Source organism: Chryseobacterium tongliaonense, from assembly GCF_041224435.1.
In the GTDB taxonomy this organism is placed as follows: domain Bacteria; phylum Bacteroidota; class Bacteroidia; order Flavobacteriales; family Weeksellaceae; genus Chryseobacterium; species Chryseobacterium tongliaoense.
This window is the reverse complement of the sequence record NZ_JBGFFD010000004.1, coordinates 76,229-96,583: the sequence shown is the minus strand read 5'-3', so window position 1 is coordinate 96,583 and position 20,355 is coordinate 76,229. Positions and strand designations below refer to the sequence as shown.

The window sequence follows — 20,355 nt, the reverse complement described above, 5'->3', positions numbered from 1 at the left end:
GGTAATATTAAGTTTACTTAATATTAATATTGTACGAAAAGCCGATGTGAAACCATCTATTAGGCATCTGAACACCAAATGTTTCCGTATATTTCGTATTGGTAACATTAGTAATCAAAGCATAAACAGAAAAATCCTTTTTCACAAAACTTAATTTTTCGTCCAGTAAATGATAGCTGCCCAGGTTTACTCTTTCGTTATACCTGTAAACCAATTCATTAGTGAAATATTTTAAAAATCCTGTTTCCAGTTTGGCAACGACCTGATGTTTCAGATTATCCAGTACATATCTTGAAACAAATTCATTCGACTGCTTAAAACTGGTGTCAAGATAAGTATAACCTGCCGAATATTTCAACCAGCTTAAAACCCTGTGATTCAATTCAAATTCAATTCCTTTAGTATCTATTTCTCCCACATTCTGTGCATACCAGACCGGATCTTCAAGTGATTTTTTTATCCAGTCGATGGAATTATTGGAATTCCTCATAAATCCGCTGATTTTAGCCAATAGCTCCTTATTCTGATACTGATATCCAATCTCCGTAGAAACAGCATTTTCAGGAATCAGATCCGGATTTCCCTGCTCTGTTTTGCTTACATAATATAAGTCGGTAAAAGTAGGAACCCTGTGAACTCTTGCAATATTTCCGTAAACTTTATGGTTTTGATTAAAATTATAGCCTACATCCAATCCCGGATAAAAGAAATTTCCCTCTTTAGAGTAATTGGCCCATGAAATTCCCGGACTAATATTCAGTTTTTTATTCAGTAAAGAAAAATGATGCTCAAAGAAAACCTGGGATACAAAACGGTTTCTGCTTCCTAAATTATTACTTGCCAGAAACTCTTTTCTCAGTTCCACTCCAATTCCTGTTGTTCCCAATCCCCACTGGTAACTGGAATTCACTTCTCCACCCACATTATTTCCGATGTGCATATTCCTGTATATTTCCGGCTTTTGTCTGTTGAATAAATACATATCCTGCCCTCTTCTCCAATACATATTAGAGTTCAGTTTTAATTTCCCGAAAGTCTGCTGATGCGCTACACTCACGATAGAAGCCTGTGTTTCCTCATACTGTTCTGTAGCCTGTGGAGAAGAGTAAAATCCGTTGGCCCCGAATTTCTTTTCTGAAAAACCGGCCTGTAAACGGATGTCTCCATCTTTTATATTTAATTTACTCTGATAAAATACATTCCTGATTTCATAATCCGTATTATGCATGTATCCCTGTGAAGTCGCAGAATTGGCCTGAAGAGAGTTTGAAAATTTTTCATTTCCCAGCTGTGCATTGAATCCGAAGCCGTATGTTTCATAGTCACCGCCTTCAGCACTTATTTTCACCCTTTTCCCGGGATTGGTTTTTGTGATCACATTGATTACACCAGCATAAGCATTCTGCCCGAACCTTCTTGCTGCCGGACCTTTTACAATCTCAATTCTTTCCACATCATCAAGATCTACAGGAAGGTTTAAAGAATTATGCCCGGTTTGTGAGTCATTCATCCTGATCCCGTTTAAAAGAAGCAGTACCTGCTCAAAAGAACTTCCCCTGAAACCTATATCACTCTGTACACCATTGGCTCCCCGTCTTCTGATATCCATTCCTGGAACCTGCTGCAAAATTTCATCGATGCTTTTCGCCGGAGAATTGGCAATGTCTTCCCTTGTAATGACTGTAATATTCTGATTGGCATTCTTGTAAGGTGTGGCAATAAATTTGCCCTGAACTTCGATGACATCAATATCCGTAGTCTTTTCCTGAGCCTGAATCGCCAGTATGGTTCCAAGAAAAACAGCAGTTCCCAGCTTTTTTATCATGTTCTTTCGTTTAGATTTTAAGATTTCTTTAAGATGGCCAAAAATAGAGGTCTTAAGTAAGACTGGCAATGATTGTTGTCATAAAAAAAAGATGCAGGTAAAACTGCATCTTTTTTTGAGGGTAATTTCTATCTTTTTCTCATTAAATGTGTAACAAGATCTCTGAATAATTTTCTCATTTTCTTTATTACATATTTTAGATGTACAATTTTAAAAAATTTCAAAATACAAAACAATAGTAAAACGAAAAAATCTAACAAAAAACATAAAATTTTGCAAAAAAGATGCCATAAAGGGAATATTGTAATCTTTTAACTAAAAACCATGCTCCATCAATTGGATAATTTTCTGTCCCGGAAAATAAAAAATGATAACTTAATAAGCTGAAAAACTTAAATAACAGACTATAAATCAAATATTTGAAGTAATTAATTCATATTCTTTTATGACACATTTAATCATCTGAAAATAAAATTCTTAAAATTCCTATAGGCAAAAAATATTAACAGTTATTTATATAGAATTTTTAAATAGAAACCTTTATAATATAATTAAAAAATCCGTCAAAAATTCGTAATTTCGTGAGTCTTAATTTTACTATGGCTTCAATTACAGAAATAGATATAAAAAAGCAGGTTTTTGTTAAAAACGCACATCTTAACAACCTGAAACACATCGATGTATTAATCCCGAAAAATAAACTGATTGTCATTACAGGAGTATCCGGAAGCGGAAAATCATCTCTGGCTTTTGACACTATTTATGCTGAGGGACAAAGAAGATATGTAGAAAGCTTGAGCTCTTACGCCCGTCAGTTTTTAGGGAAACTTGAAAAACCGAAAGTGGACGATATTAAAGGGCTTGCACCTTCTATTGCAATTCAGCAGAAAGTAATTTCTTCAAATCCGCGATCTACGGTAGGAACATCAACGGAAATTTATGATTATCTGAAGCTTTTATTTGCAAGGATCGGGAAAACCTATTCTCCGGTATCAGGTGAAGAAGTGAAAAAAGATTCGGTTTCCGATGTTGTAGATTATATCAAAGCATCAAAAAAAGAGATTTCTTTTCTTTTGACAGCACCGTTGGACTATGATCCTGCCAACTTTAACGAAACCCTGAATGTTCTGAAACTGGCAGGTTTTACCAGACTTGAAATCAATGGAAATGTTGCCGGAATTGAAGACCTGGAAAGCTTCGGGTTTACTCCTGAAAAAGGGATGACCATCAATCTGGTGATCGACCGTTTTTCTTACGAAGAAGATGAGAGTTTCCTTCAGAGACTGGCGGATTCGATTCAGATGGCTTTTTATGAAGGCCGTGGATATTGTACCCTTAAAAACGCAGAAACGGGAGAAGCTAAAGAATTTTCAAATAAGTTTGAACTGGATGGAATTGAATTCCTTGAACCGAATGTTCATTTTTTCAGCTTTAACAATCCTTACGGAGCCTGCCCTACCTGTGAAGGCTACGGAAAAGTGATCGGAATTGATGAAGATCTTGTAGTCCCGAATAAAACCCTGTCTGTTTACGAAGATGCAGTGGTTTCATGGCGTGGAGAAAGTATGAGCGAATGGAAAAAGGATTTCATTAAAAAAGCAGGTGATTTCCCTATTCATAAGCCTTATCATCAGTTATCCAAAGAACAGAAAAGCTATTTATGGAAAGGTGACGGTAAAAGCAGTTTCCCTTCTATTAATAATTTCTTCAAAATGCTTGAAGAAAATTTATATAAAATCCAGTATCGTGTGATGCTTTCCCGTTATCGTGGAAAAACCCTTTGCCCGACTTGTGAAGGACTTCGTTTACGGGAGGAAACCACATGGGTGAAAATTGACGGACACAATATTCAGTCTATGATTGAGCTTCCGTTGGATGAACTTTTCCCGTTAATAAACGGATTAAAGCTTTCAGAACACGATCAGGAAGTTGCTAAACGGTTACTATATGAAATCACTACCCGACTGGAATTTTTATTGAAGGTAGGCTTAGGATATTTAACGTTAAACAGAACTTCAAACACGCTTTCCGGTGGTGAAAGCCAGAGAATCAACCTTGCAACCAGCCTGGGAAGCTCATTGGTAGGCTCCATCTATATTCTGGATGAGCCATCAATAGGTTTGCACTCCAGAGATACCGAAAATTTAATTGAAGTTTTGAAAAATCTCCGTGACCTGGGAAATACGGTCATTGTTGTTGAACATGACGAAGATGTGATGAAGGCAGCGGATTACATTATTGATATCGGCCCTGAAGCAGGATATCTGGGAGGTGAGCTGGTTTTTGCGGGTGATTATAAAGAACTGAAAAATGCTGATACCCTTACTTCTAAATATCTTACCGGAAGACTGGAAATTGAAGTTCCTGCAAAGCGAAGAAAAGCTAAAGAATGGATTCACATTAAAGGCGCCCGTCAGAATAATCTTAAAAATATAGATGTAGATGTACCTTTGGAAAACCTGGTGGTTATTTCCGGGGTTTCAGGAAGCGGAAAATCTACTCTGATGAAAGAAATTCTGACCAATGACATTCAGATCCAGTTGGGAATGGGTGGAAAAAAAGGAGATTATGATACAGTAGAATTCCCTAAAAAACTGATTAAAAATATTGAATTAATCGACCAGAATCCTATCGGAAAATCTTCCCGTTCAAACCCTGTTACTTATCTTAAAGCTTATGATGATATCAGGGATTTATTTGCCAAGCAGAAGATCTCAAAAATGATGGGTTATAAGCCTAAACACTTCTCATTCAACGTAGACGGCGGAAGATGTGATGAATGTAAGGGTGAAGGAGTAATCAATGTTTCGATGCAGTTTATGGCTGATATTGAGCTTGAATGTGAAGTATGCAAAGGAACCCGTTTTAAAAACGAAATCCTGGAAGTGAAATTCGATGAGAAAAATATTTCTGACATCCTTCATATGACGGTTGATGAGTCTTTAGCCTTTTTTAAAGATAATAATGAAGAAAAAATTGTCACCAAATTAAGGCCTTTACAGGAAGTGGGTCTTGGATATTTACAATTGGGACAAAGCTCTTCTACTCTTTCGGGTGGTGAAGCTCAGCGTGTGAAACTGGCTTCATTCCTTGTAAAAGGAGTTACGACAGATAAAACCTTATTTATTTTTGATGAACCTTCTACAGGATTACATTTCCACGATATCCAAAAATTACTGAAATCGCTTCAGGCATTGATTGACCTGGGACATTCTGTGATCGTTATTGAGCACCAGCCGGATATTATCAAATCAGCCGATTATATTATAGACATCGGCCCCGAAGCCGGAAAACATGGTGGTGAAGTAGTCTTCACCGGAACTCCGGAAGAACTGGCAAAAAATAAAAAATCCCATACAGCCAGATATATTAAAGAAAAACTGGAAAACTAAATACAAACAGAGAGTCAGAATTTGACTCTCTGTTTTTTATTAACTTATTGATCTAAAGCTTGACTATAAAACAGTTAATGAAGTTTATTATATAGAAACGGACTTTTTCCGACATACGTTTCATCATCGATCTGCGAGACTAAGAATCCAGCCAGATCTGCCGCACTGATATTTTCTCCTTTACAATCTTTAAGATCTGTTTCTGTATTAAAGTTTTCATTGGTTAGATTAATTAGAGGAAGCCGTACTAAGGTCCAGTCCACATTGCTTTTAGCCAGAAGCTCATATTCCTTCTGTTTATTTGAGGTTGTTTCAGGGTAATTCTGATACATCCAGTCGGTGGCCATTTTCACTTTTTCGTTTTTGGAATCAAATGGTGTATTGACACTTAAACCTGTCGTTACAATATATCTTTTTATTCCATACTGGTTCATTGCTTTGATGATATTTCCGGTAGCATCACTGAATATGGATTTTTCTCCTTTCGGTTGTCCTAAAGTACTCATGACAAGCGCACAGCCTTTAATCAAACCATCAATCGAATGATAATCTCTTGCATCTCCTTTCACCACTTCAATCAATGGATTGTTAACCGTAAAATTTTCAGGATTTCTTAATAATAATCTGATCGGATAGTTTTTATCCAGTAGGTTTTGAACAAGATATTTTCCTGATTTTCCTGTTCCGCCGATAACGGCAATTGTATTTGTTTTCATAATGTTCTCTTTATAATTTGAAGTCAGCTGAGATTTTTTCAGCTTAAAACAACAGATGATCCGGGTCCATAAAATTTGAACCTTAGATTCCAGGCTATAGAATGTGCCTGAATTTGGGATACTATTTATAAAGAGATTTTAATGACGTAAATGTAAACATTATTTCAAAACTGAACAATAAAACACAAAAACAGACTTCATATCTTATTGTTTATGAGTAACATAATTGTATTATATTTGTTAGTGTCGCAAAAATAAATCACTGTGATCAGATAATCGCAGATTCACCTTCTTTTAAACCCAACCTAAATTTAAATAATATGAAACCATTTACCGTAAACATTTCTGAAGAAGTTTTTAGTGATCTTAAGCAGCGCATTCAAAACACCAGGTGGCCCGGAGAACCTGAAGGTTCTGACTGGCATTTCGGAACCAGTGAAAAGTATATGAAAAACCTGACCGATTACTGGCTGAATGAATATGACTGGAAAAAATATGAGGAGCAACTGAATCAGTATCCGCAATATGTGACTGATTTGGATGGAATTCAGATTCATTTCCAATATATAAAAGGAAAAGGAGAAAATTCTAAACCATTGATTTTAACCCATGGCTGGCCGGACAGCTTTTATCGTTTTCATAAAATTATCCCACTTCTTACCGAAGGTGACCAGAGCTTTGATCTGATTATCCCTTCTATTCCTGGGTTTGGCTTTTCCGGTAAAGTTGCAGTAAGCAGTGAAAGTGTTGCAGATTTATGGATTAAGCTAATGACTGAAACTTTAGGATATAAAAAGTTTTATGCGGCCGGTGGTGATGTGGGTATGAGTGTTACCAAAGCTCTGGCTTCAAAATATCCGGACATTGTGGAAGCTGTTCATTTTACAGATATTGGCTATCCTATGGGCCAGGAAGATCCGAACAGCATGACCGAAGAAGAAAAAAACTTTGCCCGGTTTGTACAGCAATGGTGGTATTCTGAAGGCGCTTATGCAATGATTCATTCTACAAAACCTCAGTCTTTGGCATATGCACTCAATGATTCTCCGGTTGGACTGGCTGCCTGGATTCTAAGCTTTGGGAATGCAGGTGCTCCTCCGGAATTAATTGAAACAGCTTTTGGAGGAAAAGATGAATTGCTGACTAATATTATGATTTATTGGATTACCCAGACTATAAGCTCATCGATGAGAATGTATAAAATGGATGCGATTGCCCAATGGGGTGGTTCTCAGCCTTTACAAAAATCTGATGTCCCGGCCGGGCTTGCCGTATTCCCGCGCGAAGCTCAGTTTCCCCGTGAATGGGCAGAACGATTTGTGAATGTAGTCCATTTTAAAAGGATGGAATCCGGAGGCCACTTTGCAGCATTGGAAGTACCCCAGGTTTTCGCAGATGAGCTCCGGTCTTTCTTTTATTCTTTAGGGTAAAAAGCAGTGTGGAAAGGCAGAATCATTTCAAATAACAAGTTATCCACAAAAAAATGTGGATAACTTGTGAATTTTAACATTTAATTGATGTTTCGTATTAAAATTATTCCTACATTTACTATGTAATAAAACTGAAATGAAATCGTTTTTTGCTTTTTTCAGCTTTGAAATTGCAATTAAATTTGAAATAAAAATTTAAGCACAGCATTGTCGGCTGTGCTTTTTTGTTGTTGTCTAATTAAAAAAATGAGATGTTTTTATCTACTGAATCCGCTTCTAAAGAGCGGATTCTTTTATTGGCAGCATTTAAAATAGAATTTGAACCATTAAGGACATTTAGGTTTTAAGGTGAATTAAGGTTAAATCATTCTCACTTTCAAACAAATGATCTCTGAAAACCAAGTTGTTCTCACCCCTCATTGTATTTCAAAAATAAGTAAAGCGGCTTTGTATATCTTAAAAATTCCAATAAGCTTATTAATTCTTTGTCTAGCCTTGTGTTAAAATTTAATCCTATTCCGTGTTCTACTACTCTCTTTCAAACTTTTTTAAAGTTCCGTTCTGATTCAACTCAATAGAATAGCGTTCCCTGCTTCCGTTGATACTTCCCGGAGACCAACGCAGATTATTGTTCCAAATAGAAATATAAATACTGGTAATAGGTTCTGCTCCTTCAATCTGCTTTGTTTTCTCATTATAAACGGATGCTGCTCTGGCTACATTTGTAAAGCTTATTTTCTGCAAAGAAACCAGTCTGCTCCGGATATTGTCTTTTACTGATAGTTGTTCCGGCTTCGGTTCAGACCAGGTCTCATTTTCATAGACATAATTATCTATATATTCAGGGTTCTGCGGATGCTGAAGCATAACCCGGATTCTACCGTCATTATAAAAATGAATTGAAGAATAAATAAAAATCTCTTTTCCTAAATACTGAGGAAGCTTTTTTAAGGCCTCCTCAGCGTTGTTTAATTTTTTTTCATTGGTTAGAAAATCGGTGTTTTTACCCTCTATATGTTGAATGCGTGTTTTGGTGTGCTTTTCAAGGACGGTTTCAACTAAATGTTGAGCGTCTTCTATCTGCTTTTCTACTGCAGCATCGTATGGACTGGGAGCGGGATCCGGCATTTGTTTTTCTTTGACTTCAGCTATGGTATCATTCTTAGGCTCAAGGGTATCTTTAATACTCTTCGAAACCTGCTCACAGCCTGTAAAAAGAAAGATACAGATCATTACAATGATTGATTTTTTCATGATGCTCAACTTATTTTGTCCAGATCAGCTGCAAAGGCAATACGATCCGGATTTTCTTTTAAATAAAAAATATCGATGGTTTTCTGTTGTACACTATTTAGGTCCAACAGATTTACAATCTTCTTGATTTCGGCTCTTCTGATGTGGTTCTGATTATCCGTATACTCCAGTTTAAACAGAACCATCGGCTGTTCGTTGATATAAGTCCCCGTTTGGTCGGCACTGATCAGCTTTGCGGTAGTCTTTATTCCTTTGAACTTAATCAACTCTGCTTCACCTTTCTTACCACCTCCAATTTTGCTAAGCAGTAAGGATAACCCGCCGCGGTAAAATAAAAGTACAGCCGGACAAATCAACAAAGGATGCCAGAAAAAAATAAAACGCCAGCCCATTCCTGCATTTTCCGTCTGATAAGCATAAATATAGTAGCCTGAAACAAGAACGGTAAGGGTCAACCAGCCTAAACAGATCAGGAAGATAATCGGTATATTTATGGTAGCTTCCGTGCCTGCAAAAATAAAATAAGGTATTTTTTTCATTTCCTTATCGATACGGATATCAACTTTTTTTCCGGTTTCAAATCTTTTTTGTTGTGGCTTTGAATCATTTACAATTGCTTTTTGCATGATTTCCGTATCTACCAGGTTTTTGAATAAAAGCTTAAGTTCGTAGGTATCATATTTACTGCCGTCTTTAGAGAGTTTTACAGCTTCCATAATTTCTGCTTTCCGCAGAACTCCATTTTTATTCAGATAGTCAATATTTCTTTTCCCGATAAAATTGGAAATGATCCATTTACGGAAATAACCGACCAGAAGAATACCCCATAAAATAACCGATAGGGCTAAGGTTCCCAATGCCAACCAAGGATCTGTTTCTGCAAGATGAGGCGGATCATCACTTTTAATGCTGTAATACAAAATCATTGGAAACGGAATTGCAAAAAACAACATATAAAGTCCCCAGAATATCCCAAAACCTAGTTTCATAATTTTATATTTTAAATGTTATTGAGTATTGATAAATTCATAAATCGGATTCAATATGTACTCTATATATTCAGCTTCCCTGGCCTCACTTTTTTTGCTGCTGCCAAAAGTATCACTGATAGGATAATTTTTGAGAAACTCTTTTTTCTTACTGCCGATTGCATAGGCTATTTCCCCATATTCTGCGGTAGTGATGATGGTCATTTCATCAAAGGTCATCAGCTTTTTTTAATTGATGATAGATATATTTTGTAGATGGTTTTCGTTTTTTTATCGAATATGAATTTCACATGGGCACGAAACAAAAAATCATATATGGCATACAATAACATAATTACGGCAATACCATAAAGAACATACCGAATATTATAATTTAAAAAGCCTGAAAACGGAACAATACAAAATATCACAACGGATAATAAACCGAATATCTTTATTTTAGGCATATATCCGAAATAGGGTTTTAAGGTTAGTTCTGAAGATGTAATTTTCAGCTGGTATTGATCTGTTTCTGTACTCATAGAAATTATTTATTTTTCCTCAAGACTCATAATTTCGCTTACCTCATTGATCGCTGTCTGTGCTTTTCTTGAGCTGAATATCCCGACTACAATAGGAACTCTTTTTTCTCTACCATTCTGATTGAATATAAAAATCCGGTACTGTCCATCGTGATAAAAAGATATTTTCCCACAAGTACATAAAATTGTATAAATTCATCAAAGTGATAAACCACTTCCCCATTCAGCATATTGTTTTTAAAAGTCACCGTTTTAGCATTCGGATCAATGATTAATTTTCTGGTTGCTTTCAATAAATTTACCAAAGCAAAGAATACAAATAATATGGCAGCCCAAAGCCCGATTTTCTTTTCCTGAGGAATAATATAATACAGAACCGCACCTATCACCAGACAGGCAACTGATCTTATAACAGCCGTTGACATACTGTTTTTTAAATGAAACGCTCTGCCTTCCTGCGTAAAATATCTGTAATCCTTCATTCTGTATTCAATTAAATCTTAACCGATAAAAGCAAATTTATCTTCAAACATTTTTCCGAACACCGGTACAGGTTTTTCAGCGCCATTGGCTGCATTAATGATTCCCAATACCCAGAATATAAGGATTAAAAGTCCGGCCATTCCTAAAAAGCCCAATGCAGGTGTAATAGAAATAAGGATTCTGATAATGATATTAAAAATAATGCTCACAATCATCAGCCCCAATGACTGTCTCAAATGATATTTAAGCAGGGAATCTGCTTTCTCTTTTCCTGAAAAATAAGCGATCAGCCAACCTATAAGTGTGATATAGGAAATGATAGATAAACTTTTGTTGTTCATAACGTTTTATACATTAAGTTATTCAGCAATATTGCCGTTACAAATATTCAGGTATATGCTGATTTATCCAAGTTCTGTTATGCTACAAAGCATCTACTACCCTTTGAAACAGCGTCTACAATATGACTACAAAAATTAAATAAAACTGGTTTTCAATACTTTACATTTAAGTACAATCCATTATATTTATTAAGTTTTATATGGCTGCTTAATAATTTGTCTTAATTTTAGGTATATGAAATTTGTACTCAGTAAATTGTTTATATGCATCAGTATGGCTGTGGGTATCAGCTTTTTTGCTCAAAGTGTACATACTGACAGCCTTCAATCAGCGATCAACAATCCTAATCTACCTGAAAAAAATAAACCGGAATTATTAAACCGGCTTGCAGAAGCCTATAGAATCGACAGAGATTATACTGCTGCAGAAAATAAAGCAAAACAAAGTGCCCGCATTGCTTTACGGTATAAAAACTACACTGAAGCAACCAAAGCTTATACATTACTCACAGTTATCAAAGCAAATAATCAGCAGTTATCAGCCCTGAAACAGACAAGTGATTCTGCATTGGTACTTGCCCAGCAAGCCAAAAACCCCGCAGCGATGGCCTACGGATATTATGCACAGGCATTTTTGTACAAAACCCTGGATGATCCGGAGAAAAGGATAAAATTTTGCCAGCTGGGATTGAAAGAACAGGAAAAATCACCTGATCCTTATATTGCAGCTAAGTTATATTATCAGCTGTATGCTGCTCATTCCGACTGGAACAATATAAAGCAAGTCAACAGCTATGCGAGAAAAGCCACTCAAAATGCTTTAAAAACCAAAGATTATAACCTGCTCAGTAATTGTTATGCCGCATTATCAGTTGCCCATGAATACAATTATAATGCTTCACAGGAGAAAAAAGAGCTCGACAGTGTTTTGTTTTACCTGCAAAAAGCGGAAACCCTTTATCTTAAATATCCTAAGCAGGTAGCAAAATACACCCATGCCATCACCTGTATCAATATAGCTAATGTTTATTTAAAATATTTTCCGGACACTGATAAAACGGCAGAATCAAAAGCTGTTTATTATGCCCAGTCAGCAGGAAATATATTAAAAAACGTTCCCAATACCCAGGAAGTTACCGCCAGCAGCCTCGGGATATTAAGTGAATATGCTTCAAGAAAAGGCAATACTGCTTTAGCCGAAACCTATTTATTAGAAGCATATAATCTGATGAAAACCGGCGAACATCCTTATTATTATACATTAATCAATGTAGTGGAATCATTATCCCGTTTTTATAAAGGACAGGGAGATTTTAAAAAAGCTCTTGAATTCCAGGAGGAAGTTACCCAATACAGCAATAAAAACTTCAATCAGAAACAGGCCTTAAACGCTCAGAAACTGGAAATACAGTTTGAAACCGAAAAGAAAAATAATGAAGTACGGATTTTAAAAGAAAGAGAAGCAAGCCGTAAGCTGCAAAGCTATTTATATGCCTGTATTGCCATTGCATCTTTACTGGGACTTCTTTTTATGTTCCGTTCTTACCATTTTAAATTACGTCTTTCATTACAACGTGAAAAGCAGTTGGAATTAGAAAAACAGGAATCTGAAATGCAGATCAGACTGGAAAAAGAAGAACAGGCCCGATTAAAAGCCGAACAACAACTGCTCGAGGCCCAGCAACAGCAATTGCAAAAGGAAGCCATGGCCAATGTCCTTCAGCTGGAACATAAAAACCGTATGCTGCATACCATAAAAGATAAGCTTGCCGATGATAATTCCCTGAATATGCAGAAGATTGTAAGAGAAGAAATGGTGCTTGATAATGATTTTGAAGATGCCAAATTAAGAATCCAGCAGATTCACCCTGAATTTTTCAACCTTATCAATGAGAAAGCACAAAAGAAACTTACTCTTCTCGATATGAAGCTTTGCGCTTACCTTTATCTAAAAATGGATACCCGGCAGATTTCACAACTGATGCATATTGAACCCAAGAGTGTACGGATGAGCCGTTACCGGATCAAACAGAAATTGGGACTGGATAAAGATGAAGATCTGAATCTTTTCCTGCAAAAGCTGGGAAGCTGAATTGCGGCCACTCCACTCCTATTCGTTAAAATTTCACAATAAATTATTTTATTTCGCTCTTCTTCTTTATTTTTAAGATCAAATTAGACCATGAGAAAAATTATATTCAGCATTTCCGTCCTTGCTGGCGGATTCTTGGCACAAGCTCAGTTACAAAATCCCGGTTTTGAACAAACGGAAAATAACTTTCCTGTAGAATGGAGCAATAAAATGAATGATTTATATGAAATGAACGCAGACAATGGAGTTAAGCATTCAGGTTCGTATTCATTAAAAATATCAGATAAGCAGGGTAATGCAAAAGGATTACAAACCTTTTCGCAGAAAGTTCCCGTTCCCGGAAAGGGTTTAAGAAAAGTGGAAATAAGCGCTTATATCAAATCGGAAAATACGGTGGGAAATATTGCACTCTGGACTCAGGTGCGTGATAAAGCCCAGAATATGGTAGATTTTGCGAACTCTGATACACAAAACCATAAAGTAGTTTCCAACGAAGACTGGAAAAAATATTCTTTGGAATTTATGCTGGATGATCAGGCCGATTACTTTGTACTTGGCGGCTTCCTGTCCGGAAACGGAAAAGTATGGTTTGATGATTTTAGCATTTCAGAAATTCCTTTTCCGGAAAAGCCGGCATCCAAAACCGCACTCAAGTATATTGACCGATTTAAAAATATTGTCAGGGAAAATTCAATTTTCAAAGATAAAATAGACTGGAACATCCTGGAATCCAATCTGAAAAAAATATCAAGTGGAATGGAAACTGTAGAAGATACAGGCCCAGCCATTCAATATATAATGAAAGCTCTGAGTAATGCAGGAGATAACCATTCTTTCATTGACAATAAAGAATATTCTGAAGAGAAAAAAAGCATGAAAAGTTCGCTGTATGAACCGTCTTCCAAATTACTGGATCAGAATATAGGCTATATTATGGTGCCTGCATTTTCTTCCCTGAATAAAGAAGTAGGCAATGCTTTTGCTGAAAAAATCCAGAAGATGATTCAAAAACTGGATTCTGAAAATACAGTGAAAGGCTGGATTGTAGACCTTAGAACCAATACCGGTGGAAATATGTATCCTATGATTACAGGCTTAGGACCTTTAACGGGCGAAGGTATTCTCGGTTATTTTACAAAAGACGGAAAAAATAAAACGGCATGGAAATACAAGAATGGGAAAATTTATAATATTGGAGTTTCCAGTCCTTATATTCTTAAAGTTCAGAATCAGAAAATTGCTGTTTTGATAGGTCCCAGTACTGCGAGTAGCGGTGAAGCGACTACTTTATCACTGGTAGGGAAAACAAATGTTAAAACTTTTGGGCAGCCTTCGGCAGGACTTACCAGTGCCAATCAGACTTATCAGCTGAGCAACGGAAGATCGCTTTATTTAGCTATTTCCTATGAAATGGACAGAACCGGAAAAGAATACAAGGGAAAAATACAGCCTGATTATTTGATAGAACCATCAAAAGAAGCCAATTCTGATGCAGAAATTCAGGCAGCCGTTCAATGGATTCTGAAATAAAATAAAAGGACTTTGATTGAAATCAGAGTCTTTTTATTGAATAATTTGTATTTTTAAAATTCAAATGGCCTCATAGTTCAATGGATAGAATAAAAGTTTCCTAAACTTTAGATCCAGGTTCGATCCCTGGTGGGGCTACCCGACCGACATTATGATTCGTAATGTCGGTTTTATTTTTAATCTTTTTTATCAATATTCAAAAGAATACACTAAACTAAAAATCACCTATTTAAGTCCATTAAACATCTTGCCTTTTTCAGGAAAAGGGCAAGGTATTATCTTTTTACATAATATACTATTAGTCTACTTTTACACAGCTTTAAGTTAATTAGGATATAACAATTTTCTGCTCTATTGATTATTAGAATACTTTAGTCAGGAAGCATTGGCTTGATCAGGAAACTGGGAAAGCTGGTTGATTCCGGGATATTCACATAATTCTGCACGGAGCTTCTATAACCGATAAAAACAATCAAAACAGATAAAAAAACAAAATGAAATTACAAATTTATTCTATCCTGATCTTTTTAGGAGCTGTAACCGGGACAAACGCACAAGTAGGCATTAAAAACAATAACCCGAAGGCCACTTTAGATATTGCTTATGATTCAGCAATACCAACAAATCCCCAAGGGTTATTGATGCCCCGGATAACGGGTAACGAAATACAGGCAATGACAGTGGGACCAGAGCAAAACAGTATGCTGGTTTTTGCAACCGCTATACCTACAACACCTAATAACAGAACCAGTCTGATAACAGCTCCCGGAGTATATTATTATATGTCTTCAACCGATCAATGGCATAATGTAAATCAGGTTTTAAATCCTGTTTCACTGTTTTCTACAAAATATGACAATGCTGCTATGCTGGTTAACAGATATACAGACGGAAGTGGAAGTACTGACTTTAATAATCGATCCCAAATCTCATATATACGCTACACAGGTGGTACAGAGGTTCCGTTCATAGCGTCACCTTATGTACAAACAAGAACAGCTGATAGTAATAGAGGTATTAAGTTTATAAAATCTGGAGTCTACAGTGTTACTATACAATTTACATTAGTTTACCTCCGAGATGTTGCTGGCGATGGACCACTATCTGGAACTGCTCCCGATAGGATTGGAAGCCAGTCGACATATAATTTGGTAACCAACTTTCTTTCTTCCCCTGCCACAGCCTATATCAGCAATATATCACATAATTCTGACCTTATTAATATCAGGTTGGGCAGCGGTTTATCTAGAATGAGTGGTGTAGCGGTTGGAAATATTATTGTAAAACAGGATAATATTGTTGAGTTTATTCCCGAAGTCACTACCCACGGATTTTGGGTGGCACAAGAGGAACTAAATGGGACACCTACTATCGGAAACACGACAGGAGTCCTAAGTATACATGTCACAAGAGTCTCTGATTATACTCCGTAAAGAAATAAATTCAACCAGATACTAGTCAATTTCTTCTGCGTCAAGATATTTTTTAAGATCAAATTATTATTTAACACCGCTGATAGCGGTGTTATTTTTTGTTTAAAAGATTTAAGAAATAATACTGTTTCGACATTTCGAAAATAATAAACATCAATCAATCATATTCACTATATATCATAAGAATAATTAAAAATAAGCAATTATTTATTAAAAAAAAACAAGCATTTAGTAAATATTTTATATTTATAGAATATTAATGAAATAGATTTCCTTTAAGATATTTAAAGCAATATGTACCAGATAACCGAGCAATTAAAAAATATAGGATTCAGTATCAATCGATTAGATTATATTATAAAAAGAAATAACGGGATAAGAGAATTCAGCACCTTAGAGTATTTTTGCATTTATATTATTTTAGAAGACACCGTATTCACTGTTGAAGACATATCTTATCCTATTAAGCGGGGAAATATTGCATTTGTCAGCCCTCAAAAAAAGATAAAATTCGGTGAATCCGACGGTCATGAAATTTTTGCAGTTGTTTTCTCCTCAAGTTTTTATGAAAGATCTACAAAAGACAGCCTGTTTCTCAATTCACAGCTTTTCTTTAATTATAATTCCAACATCTTTATCGCTCCCTTTATTAATATAGAACAGATGAGGGTTGTCTTTATGGAGCGGATGCAGAATTTTCAGGCAAAAGATGAAAGCCTTTACATTTCTGCTGCTCATAATGCCATAGAAAGACTGATTCTCGATGCTTTCCTCCATATTCCGACAGAACAAATCAGGAAAGATATTAAATTTGATTATCTGTATTGTGTAAACAGATTCAAAATTCTTTTGCAACGGGATTATAAAGTAGCGAAAAAAGTTTCTCATTACGCTGATGAACTTAATATCTCATCCCGGAAGCTCACTGAAATAACTGAGTACGTTTTGGGGAAAACGGCAAAGCAGATTATCATTGAAAAACTGATCAATGAATGCAAAAAAGCTTTAAATTTTTCAAATTCTACAATTTCTGAAATATCTTATGAGCTGGGATTCAGCAATGAAGGTAACTTTAGCAACTTTATAAAAAAACATACCGGTAAAAATCCCTCTGAAATGAAATAATTATAAAAATTATTGTATATTTACCTAAGTAACCGTTTGGTGAAAAATTTATATTATATGTTTTCTAAATGGTTTTTATTAACAGGTTTGCTTTTTGTGTTTGCAAAAGTTTCTGCTCAGTCATCGGATGGCATGCGGCTCAACGTTCGTTTGTATCCTACACAGGTTCTTTCCATCAATTCTGATATTCCAGATTCAGATGGAAATAAAGCCCGGACGGATGAGCAAAAATTTATAACGGTAACCAGCCCATCCGGATTTCAGGTGAAAGCACATTATGAAATATATGATGATGAAAAGCCAAAAACGGAAAATATTGATGATCATATAGAGTATAATCTTATTAATCGTCGTAAAGGAGCCGTTCAAAAAATGTATAATCTTAATAAAAGCATAGAAAAACGAATAAAAAAATTAGCTTGCGACATCCCATCACAACCTAATTATTTAGTATTAACTCTAATTTCTCAGTAAAAAAATCAGCGGGAAAGAAAAAAATCAATATGCCTTGCATAATATTTTTCAAAATATTGCTTTTTCTGATTTTACATGAAAATATGAATATTTAACAAAAACATAATATTGCTTTTGTTTTATCATAGATTTATCTTTTTCCATAAAATATTTTTCATGCTTTTTCCATAAAAATGTTTTTCTATCTGCTTCTTTTTCAGGCAACAAAAATTACAAATTATAAGTGTTTTTTCACAAAAGTACCGACTCTCTTTCTCTCTACATTTGCACCCGATTTAAGACTCAATAATACTTAATACAAAAACATCATTCTTAACTATGAATAAAAGTATCTTAGTTGCATTTGCACTAGTCGGTTTTGCAACATTAAAAGCTCAACAAAATGTAACTTTAAACGTGAGATTGAAACCAATCCAGACTCTAATTGTAAATAATGCCCAAAAAGTAGTTAACCTAGACTACGTTACTAAAGATGACTACGTAAACGGTGTATCTTCAGTAAATGCAGATCACTTAAGCATCTACAGTACTGGCGGATTCCAGGTGAAAGTAAAAAGCGCAAATTCAGCTTTACAGAACGGAGGAAAAAACATCCAGGCAAATACTATTCAAATCAAGGCAAGTGCAGGATCTGAAGCTGTAAACGGAGCACAATATGCACAAAACGTACAGCTGTCAGCTAACGAAACAACTTTGGTAACTTCTTCTAACGGAGGTGTAGATAAAAAAATCAGCGTTGAATATAAAGGTGCAGGAGCTAATGCTTACCTTGATAACTATGTTGCAGGTCAGGATCCAACTGTATATACTACAGAATTAACCTATACAATTATTTCTCAATAAAATATTAAAAAAATATTCATTATAAAGTGTTGCAAGCTAATTGTAACACTTTATCTGTATTTTAGTGTTAAATATACGCCATGAATAAATTATTTTTTTTCTTTTTAACCTTCAGCCTTTGTATTTTTTGTAAAGGATATGGACAGACAGGTGTTTCTGTTTCCCCTCCCAGACTCTATTTTGAATCCAACCCTGGGAACAGTAACACACAGAAAATAACGATAACCAACGTGAGTGCAAAAAATTCACTCGATCTTGCCGTAAGCCTTGGTGACTGGGAATATGACGACAAAGGTGAAAACATGATGTATCCTGCCAATACACGCCCAACCTCGTGTGCAAGCTGGGTAACCATAAAGAAAGAAGACAATTACTTCACACTGGCTCCGGGAGAAAGAAAAGAAATAGACGTTACGATTACGGCTCCAAGTGCTTTAACGGATCAGTTACCGGCTCATACTGCGGTTTTATATGTAAGCCAGATGAATCCTGTAGATGATATAGACAGTAAAGGTGCCAACATAAAGGTCAGTATCCGTTCCGGGATTAAACTTTTTCACAAATTGCCATCCGCAAAAAGTAAAAAGCTTGAAATCCAGAACATGGTTTACGGAAAATCAAAAAAGACAATTAACCTGTTTTTTGAAAATCAGGGAGATGTGTGGGTTGACGGGAAAGTTTATACGGATCTTGTCAATACACAGAACGGGAAAAAGATATCACTCGACCCTATTGTTTTTTATACAATGCCGGGAAACAAAAGAGAAATGGATATTCCTCTGCCTTCAACTCTTGAAAAGGATAAATACACCGCTTCTGTAATGATTGATTATGGAGACAGCAACAATCTGGAATTAGGAGAATTAAACTTCACTTATGAATAATAAAAAGTTTTTCTGCCTGCTTTTGCTGATTTCTCTGAATTGTTTTTCACAGGTCAATTACAGTTCCTGGGTAAACAGTTATTTACAGATTAACTCATACAACGGCAACACCAATCCTGATGCTTATACTCTTACTCTGGCTGGTAATGGCAATTTTAATCTTCCTCACTGGAGAATATCCATGAGATTGAAACAACCCATTACTTCTAATGACGGAAAGTATACCATGCCGGCGAATAAAGTTTCTTTTCAGTCGGTTTCATCTTCTGGCCAGGCCTACCCCAACCCGGTTCCTACAATTCCTCAGATCGGCATGCCACTGAATGTTTTTCTTCAGGAAGGACAGGAAGTTTTTCTGGTACCCCAATCAAATGCCGCACTTTATAATCAGCCTGCTACTCCAAACGGCTATTACAATCTTCAGTTGAAATACAGCCTGAATATCATAGGTGGGTCATATCTGGGAAATTATCCGGCATGGGTCACTTTTGTCGCTCCGGTGCAATTTACCGCTTATGACCAATACAATAATATCATCGGGAAAACAGATCATAATTTCCAGTTTCAGATTGGCCCGCTTTCCGGGAACCCTACAGATTTTCCGGAACTCTCTTTAAAGTTTTCCGCGAATGCCGTGAACGGGTCATTAGAGTTTAAAAGTATGAGCGATTATGCAAACGGAGTCAGCGCAACCTATTCCAATGGTCTGATTGTAAACAGCAATACCAATTATCAGATTAAATTAAAATCCCTTCAGGGACAGTTTATGTCTCCGGCAGGAAATTCCATTCCTCTGGAAACCATAAAGCTTACCTTAAATTCAGTTTCAGGAAAGGGAAATGTATATCCTGTTTTATTAAGCGCTTCACCACAGCTTATTGCCACAGGAAGCTCTACTCAGGGCTCCAGTGTTTATTATGATATCAAGTATTCTACAGGCGCTAATGATGAAAGATTTATCAATGCCAAGACAGAAGAATATTCCACCACCCTTCAATACGAGATAATTCCTCAATAAAATTT

18 protein-coding genes and 1 tRNA gene are annotated in these 20,355 nt (G+C 35.9%); 11 read left to right on the top strand and 8 right to left on the bottom strand.

Translation table 11 applies throughout. From position 1 onward, the window contains the following. Nucleotides 1-13 precede the first annotated feature (13 nt). Nucleotides 14-1,825, bottom strand: a complete 1,812-nt coding sequence (locus AB8P06_RS10370) for a TonB-dependent receptor plug domain-containing protein (protein ID WP_369841208.1) — start codon at nucleotides 1,823-1,825, stop codon at nucleotides 14-16. 599 nt (nucleotides 1,826-2,424) lie between these two features. Here AB8P06_RS10370 and uvrA point away from each other — a divergent pair. Further along, nucleotides 2,425-5,217 carry an excinuclease ABC subunit UvrA gene (uvrA, locus tag AB8P06_RS10365; protein WP_369841205.1) on the top strand — a complete coding sequence of 931 codons (2,793 nt, stop codon included), beginning with the start codon at nucleotides 2,425-2,427 and terminating at the stop codon, nucleotides 5,215-5,217. A gap of 74 nt (nucleotides 5,218-5,291) precedes the next feature. On the opposite strand, the gene AB8P06_RS10360 is transcribed toward uvrA, so the two are convergent. Next, nucleotides 5,292-5,933 carry an NAD(P)-dependent oxidoreductase gene (locus AB8P06_RS10360; protein WP_369841202.1) on the bottom strand — a complete coding sequence of 214 codons (642 nt, stop codon included), beginning with the start codon at nucleotides 5,931-5,933 and terminating at the stop codon, nucleotides 5,292-5,294. Nucleotides 5,934-6,253: 320 nt separating this feature from the next. On the opposite strand from AB8P06_RS10360, the gene AB8P06_RS10355 reads away from it, so the two are divergent. Further along, nucleotides 6,254-7,363 (top strand): epoxide hydrolase family protein, encoded by a 1,110-nt coding sequence (locus tag AB8P06_RS10355; protein ID WP_369841199.1) that lies wholly within the window; start codon nucleotides 6,254-6,256, stop codon nucleotides 7,361-7,363. 528 nt (nucleotides 7,364-7,891) lie between these two features. Here AB8P06_RS10355 and AB8P06_RS10350 read toward each other — a convergent pair. From AB8P06_RS10350 to AB8P06_RS10325, 6 genes are all read right to left on the bottom strand, one after another. After that, complete coding sequence (locus AB8P06_RS10350; protein ID WP_369841196.1) at nucleotides 7,892-8,617, bottom strand: hypothetical protein; 726 nt, start codon at nucleotides 8,615-8,617, stop codon at nucleotides 7,892-7,894. 5 nt (nucleotides 8,618-8,622) lie between these two features. Next, entirely contained in the window at nucleotides 8,623-9,606 is a 984-nt protein-coding gene (locus AB8P06_RS10345) for a hypothetical protein (protein WP_369841193.1), read from the bottom strand. 18 nt (nucleotides 9,607-9,624) lie between these two features. After that, on the bottom strand, nucleotides 9,625-9,825 hold the full coding sequence (locus AB8P06_RS10340) for a hypothetical protein (protein WP_369841190.1): 201 nt from the start codon (nucleotides 9,823-9,825) through the stop codon (nucleotides 9,625-9,627). Continuing rightward, nucleotides 9,825-10,127, bottom strand: a complete 303-nt coding sequence (locus AB8P06_RS10335) for a hypothetical protein (RefSeq protein ID WP_369841187.1) — start codon at nucleotides 10,125-10,127, stop codon at nucleotides 9,825-9,827. The genes AB8P06_RS10340 and AB8P06_RS10335 overlap by 1 nt, the downstream gene beginning before the upstream one ends. A gap of 86 nt (nucleotides 10,128-10,213) precedes the next feature. Next, nucleotides 10,214-10,609 carry a hypothetical protein gene (locus tag AB8P06_RS10330; protein ID WP_369841184.1) on the bottom strand — a complete coding sequence of 132 codons (396 nt, stop codon included), beginning with the start codon at nucleotides 10,607-10,609 and terminating at the stop codon, nucleotides 10,214-10,216. An 18-nt stretch (nucleotides 10,610-10,627) separates the two neighbouring features. Next, the gene (locus AB8P06_RS10325; RefSeq protein ID WP_369841183.1) at nucleotides 10,628-10,951 is read right to left on the bottom strand and encodes a magnetosome magnetite crystal formation protein family; all 324 of its coding nucleotides are present in this window, start codon (nucleotides 10,949-10,951) and stop codon (nucleotides 10,628-10,630) included. 235 nt (nucleotides 10,952-11,186) lie between these two features. Here AB8P06_RS10325 and AB8P06_RS10320 point away from each other — a divergent pair, with 235 nt between their 5' ends. The 9 genes from AB8P06_RS10320 (at nucleotide 11,187) to AB8P06_RS10280 (ending at nucleotide 20,350) form a co-directional block, all read left to right on the top strand. Then, nucleotides 11,187-13,043: a helix-turn-helix transcriptional regulator gene (locus AB8P06_RS10320; protein WP_369841181.1), complete on the top strand. Its 1,857-nt coding sequence runs from the start codon at nucleotides 11,187-11,189 to the stop codon at nucleotides 13,041-13,043. A gap of 90 nt (nucleotides 13,044-13,133) precedes the next feature. Further along, nucleotides 13,134-14,573 carry a S41 family peptidase gene (locus AB8P06_RS10315; protein ID WP_369841179.1) on the top strand — a complete coding sequence of 480 codons (1,440 nt, stop codon included), beginning with the start codon at nucleotides 13,134-13,136 and terminating at the stop codon, nucleotides 14,571-14,573. Nucleotides 14,574-14,639: 66 nt separating this feature from the next. Further along, nucleotides 14,640-14,711 (top strand) — tRNA-Arg (locus AB8P06_RS10310). A 356-nt stretch (nucleotides 14,712-15,067) separates the two neighbouring features. Next, complete coding sequence (locus AB8P06_RS10305; RefSeq protein WP_502064274.1) at nucleotides 15,068-16,006, top strand: phage tail-like protein; 939 nt, start codon at nucleotides 15,068-15,070, stop codon at nucleotides 16,004-16,006. Nucleotides 16,007-16,300: 294 nt separating this feature from the next. Then, complete coding sequence (locus tag AB8P06_RS10300) at nucleotides 16,301-17,131, top strand: helix-turn-helix domain-containing protein (protein ID WP_369841173.1); 831 nt, start codon at nucleotides 16,301-16,303, stop codon at nucleotides 17,129-17,131. A 57-nt stretch (nucleotides 17,132-17,188) separates the two neighbouring features. Beyond that, entirely contained in the window at nucleotides 17,189-17,605 is a 417-nt protein-coding gene (locus AB8P06_RS10295; RefSeq protein WP_369841170.1) for a hypothetical protein, read from the top strand. A 318-nt stretch (nucleotides 17,606-17,923) separates the two neighbouring features. Then, on the top strand, nucleotides 17,924-18,448 hold the full coding sequence (locus tag AB8P06_RS10290) for a hypothetical protein (protein WP_369841167.1): 525 nt from the start codon (nucleotides 17,924-17,926) through the stop codon (nucleotides 18,446-18,448). A gap of 80 nt (nucleotides 18,449-18,528) precedes the next feature. Continuing rightward, a complete protein-coding gene (locus AB8P06_RS10285) occupies nucleotides 18,529-19,332 on the top strand; it encodes a fimbrial biogenesis chaperone (RefSeq protein ID WP_369841164.1) in 804 nt (267 codons plus the stop codon). Then, on the top strand, nucleotides 19,325-20,350 hold the full coding sequence (locus tag AB8P06_RS10280) for a hypothetical protein (RefSeq protein ID WP_369841162.1): 1,026 nt from the start codon (nucleotides 19,325-19,327) through the stop codon (nucleotides 20,348-20,350). Before AB8P06_RS10285 ends, AB8P06_RS10280 begins: the two co-directional genes overlap by 8 nt. The last annotated feature ends 5 nt before the right edge of the window (nucleotides 20,351-20,355 follow it).

Excerpts from the sequence above, each read along its gene's own strand:
- AB8P06_RS10320 (WP_369841181.1), top strand. The coding sequence starts at position 11,187 with ATGAAATTTGTACTCAGTAAATTGTTTATATGCATCAGTATGGCTGTG.
- AB8P06_RS10335 (WP_369841187.1), bottom strand. The coding sequence starts at position 10,127 with ATGAGTACAGAAACAGATCAATACCAGCTGAAAATTACATCTTCAGAA.
- AB8P06_RS10300 (WP_369841173.1), top strand. The coding sequence starts at position 16,301 with ATGTACCAGATAACCGAGCAATTAAAAAATATAGGATTCAGTATCAAT.
- AB8P06_RS10295 (WP_369841170.1), top strand. The coding sequence starts at position 17,189 with ATGTTTTCTAAATGGTTTTTATTAACAGGTTTGCTTTTTGTGTTTGCA.
- AB8P06_RS10355 (WP_369841199.1), top strand. The coding sequence starts at position 6,254 with ATGAAACCATTTACCGTAAACATTTCTGAAGAAGTTTTTAGTGATCTT.
- AB8P06_RS10360 (WP_369841202.1), bottom strand. The coding sequence starts at position 5,933 with ATGAAAACAAATACAATTGCCGTTATCGGCGGAACAGGAAAATCAGGA.
- AB8P06_RS10290 (WP_369841167.1), top strand. The coding sequence starts at position 17,924 with ATGAATAAAAGTATCTTAGTTGCATTTGCACTAGTCGGTTTTGCAACA.
- AB8P06_RS10280 (WP_369841162.1), top strand. The coding sequence starts at position 19,325 with ATGAATAATAAAAAGTTTTTCTGCCTGCTTTTGCTGATTTCTCTGAAT.
- AB8P06_RS10370 (WP_369841208.1), bottom strand. The coding sequence starts at position 1,825 with ATGATAAAAAAGCTGGGAACTGCTGTTTTTCTTGGAACCATACTGGCG.
- AB8P06_RS10345 (WP_369841193.1), bottom strand. The coding sequence starts at position 9,606 with ATGAAACTAGGTTTTGGGATATTCTGGGGACTTTATATGTTGTTTTTT.
- AB8P06_RS10325 (WP_369841183.1), bottom strand. The coding sequence starts at position 10,951 with ATGAACAACAAAAGTTTATCTATCATTTCCTATATCACACTTATAGGT.
- AB8P06_RS10305 (WP_502064274.1), top strand. The coding sequence starts at position 15,068 with ATGAAATTACAAATTTATTCTATCCTGATCTTTTTAGGAGCTGTAACC.
- AB8P06_RS10315 (WP_369841179.1), top strand. The coding sequence starts at position 13,134 with ATGAGAAAAATTATATTCAGCATTTCCGTCCTTGCTGGCGGATTCTTG.
- AB8P06_RS10340 (WP_369841190.1), bottom strand. The coding sequence starts at position 9,825 with ATGACCTTTGATGAAATGACCATCATCACTACCGCAGAATATGGGGAA.
- AB8P06_RS10350 (WP_369841196.1), bottom strand. The coding sequence starts at position 8,617 with ATGAAAAAATCAATCATTGTAATGATCTGTATCTTTCTTTTTACAGGC.
- uvrA (WP_369841205.1), top strand. The coding sequence starts at position 2,425 with ATGGCTTCAATTACAGAAATAGATATAAAAAAGCAGGTTTTTGTTAAA.
- AB8P06_RS10285 (WP_369841164.1), top strand. The coding sequence starts at position 18,529 with ATGAATAAATTATTTTTTTTCTTTTTAACCTTCAGCCTTTGTATTTTT.
- AB8P06_RS10330 (WP_369841184.1), bottom strand. The coding sequence starts at position 10,609 with ATGAAGGATTACAGATATTTTACGCAGGAAGGCAGAGCGTTTCATTTA.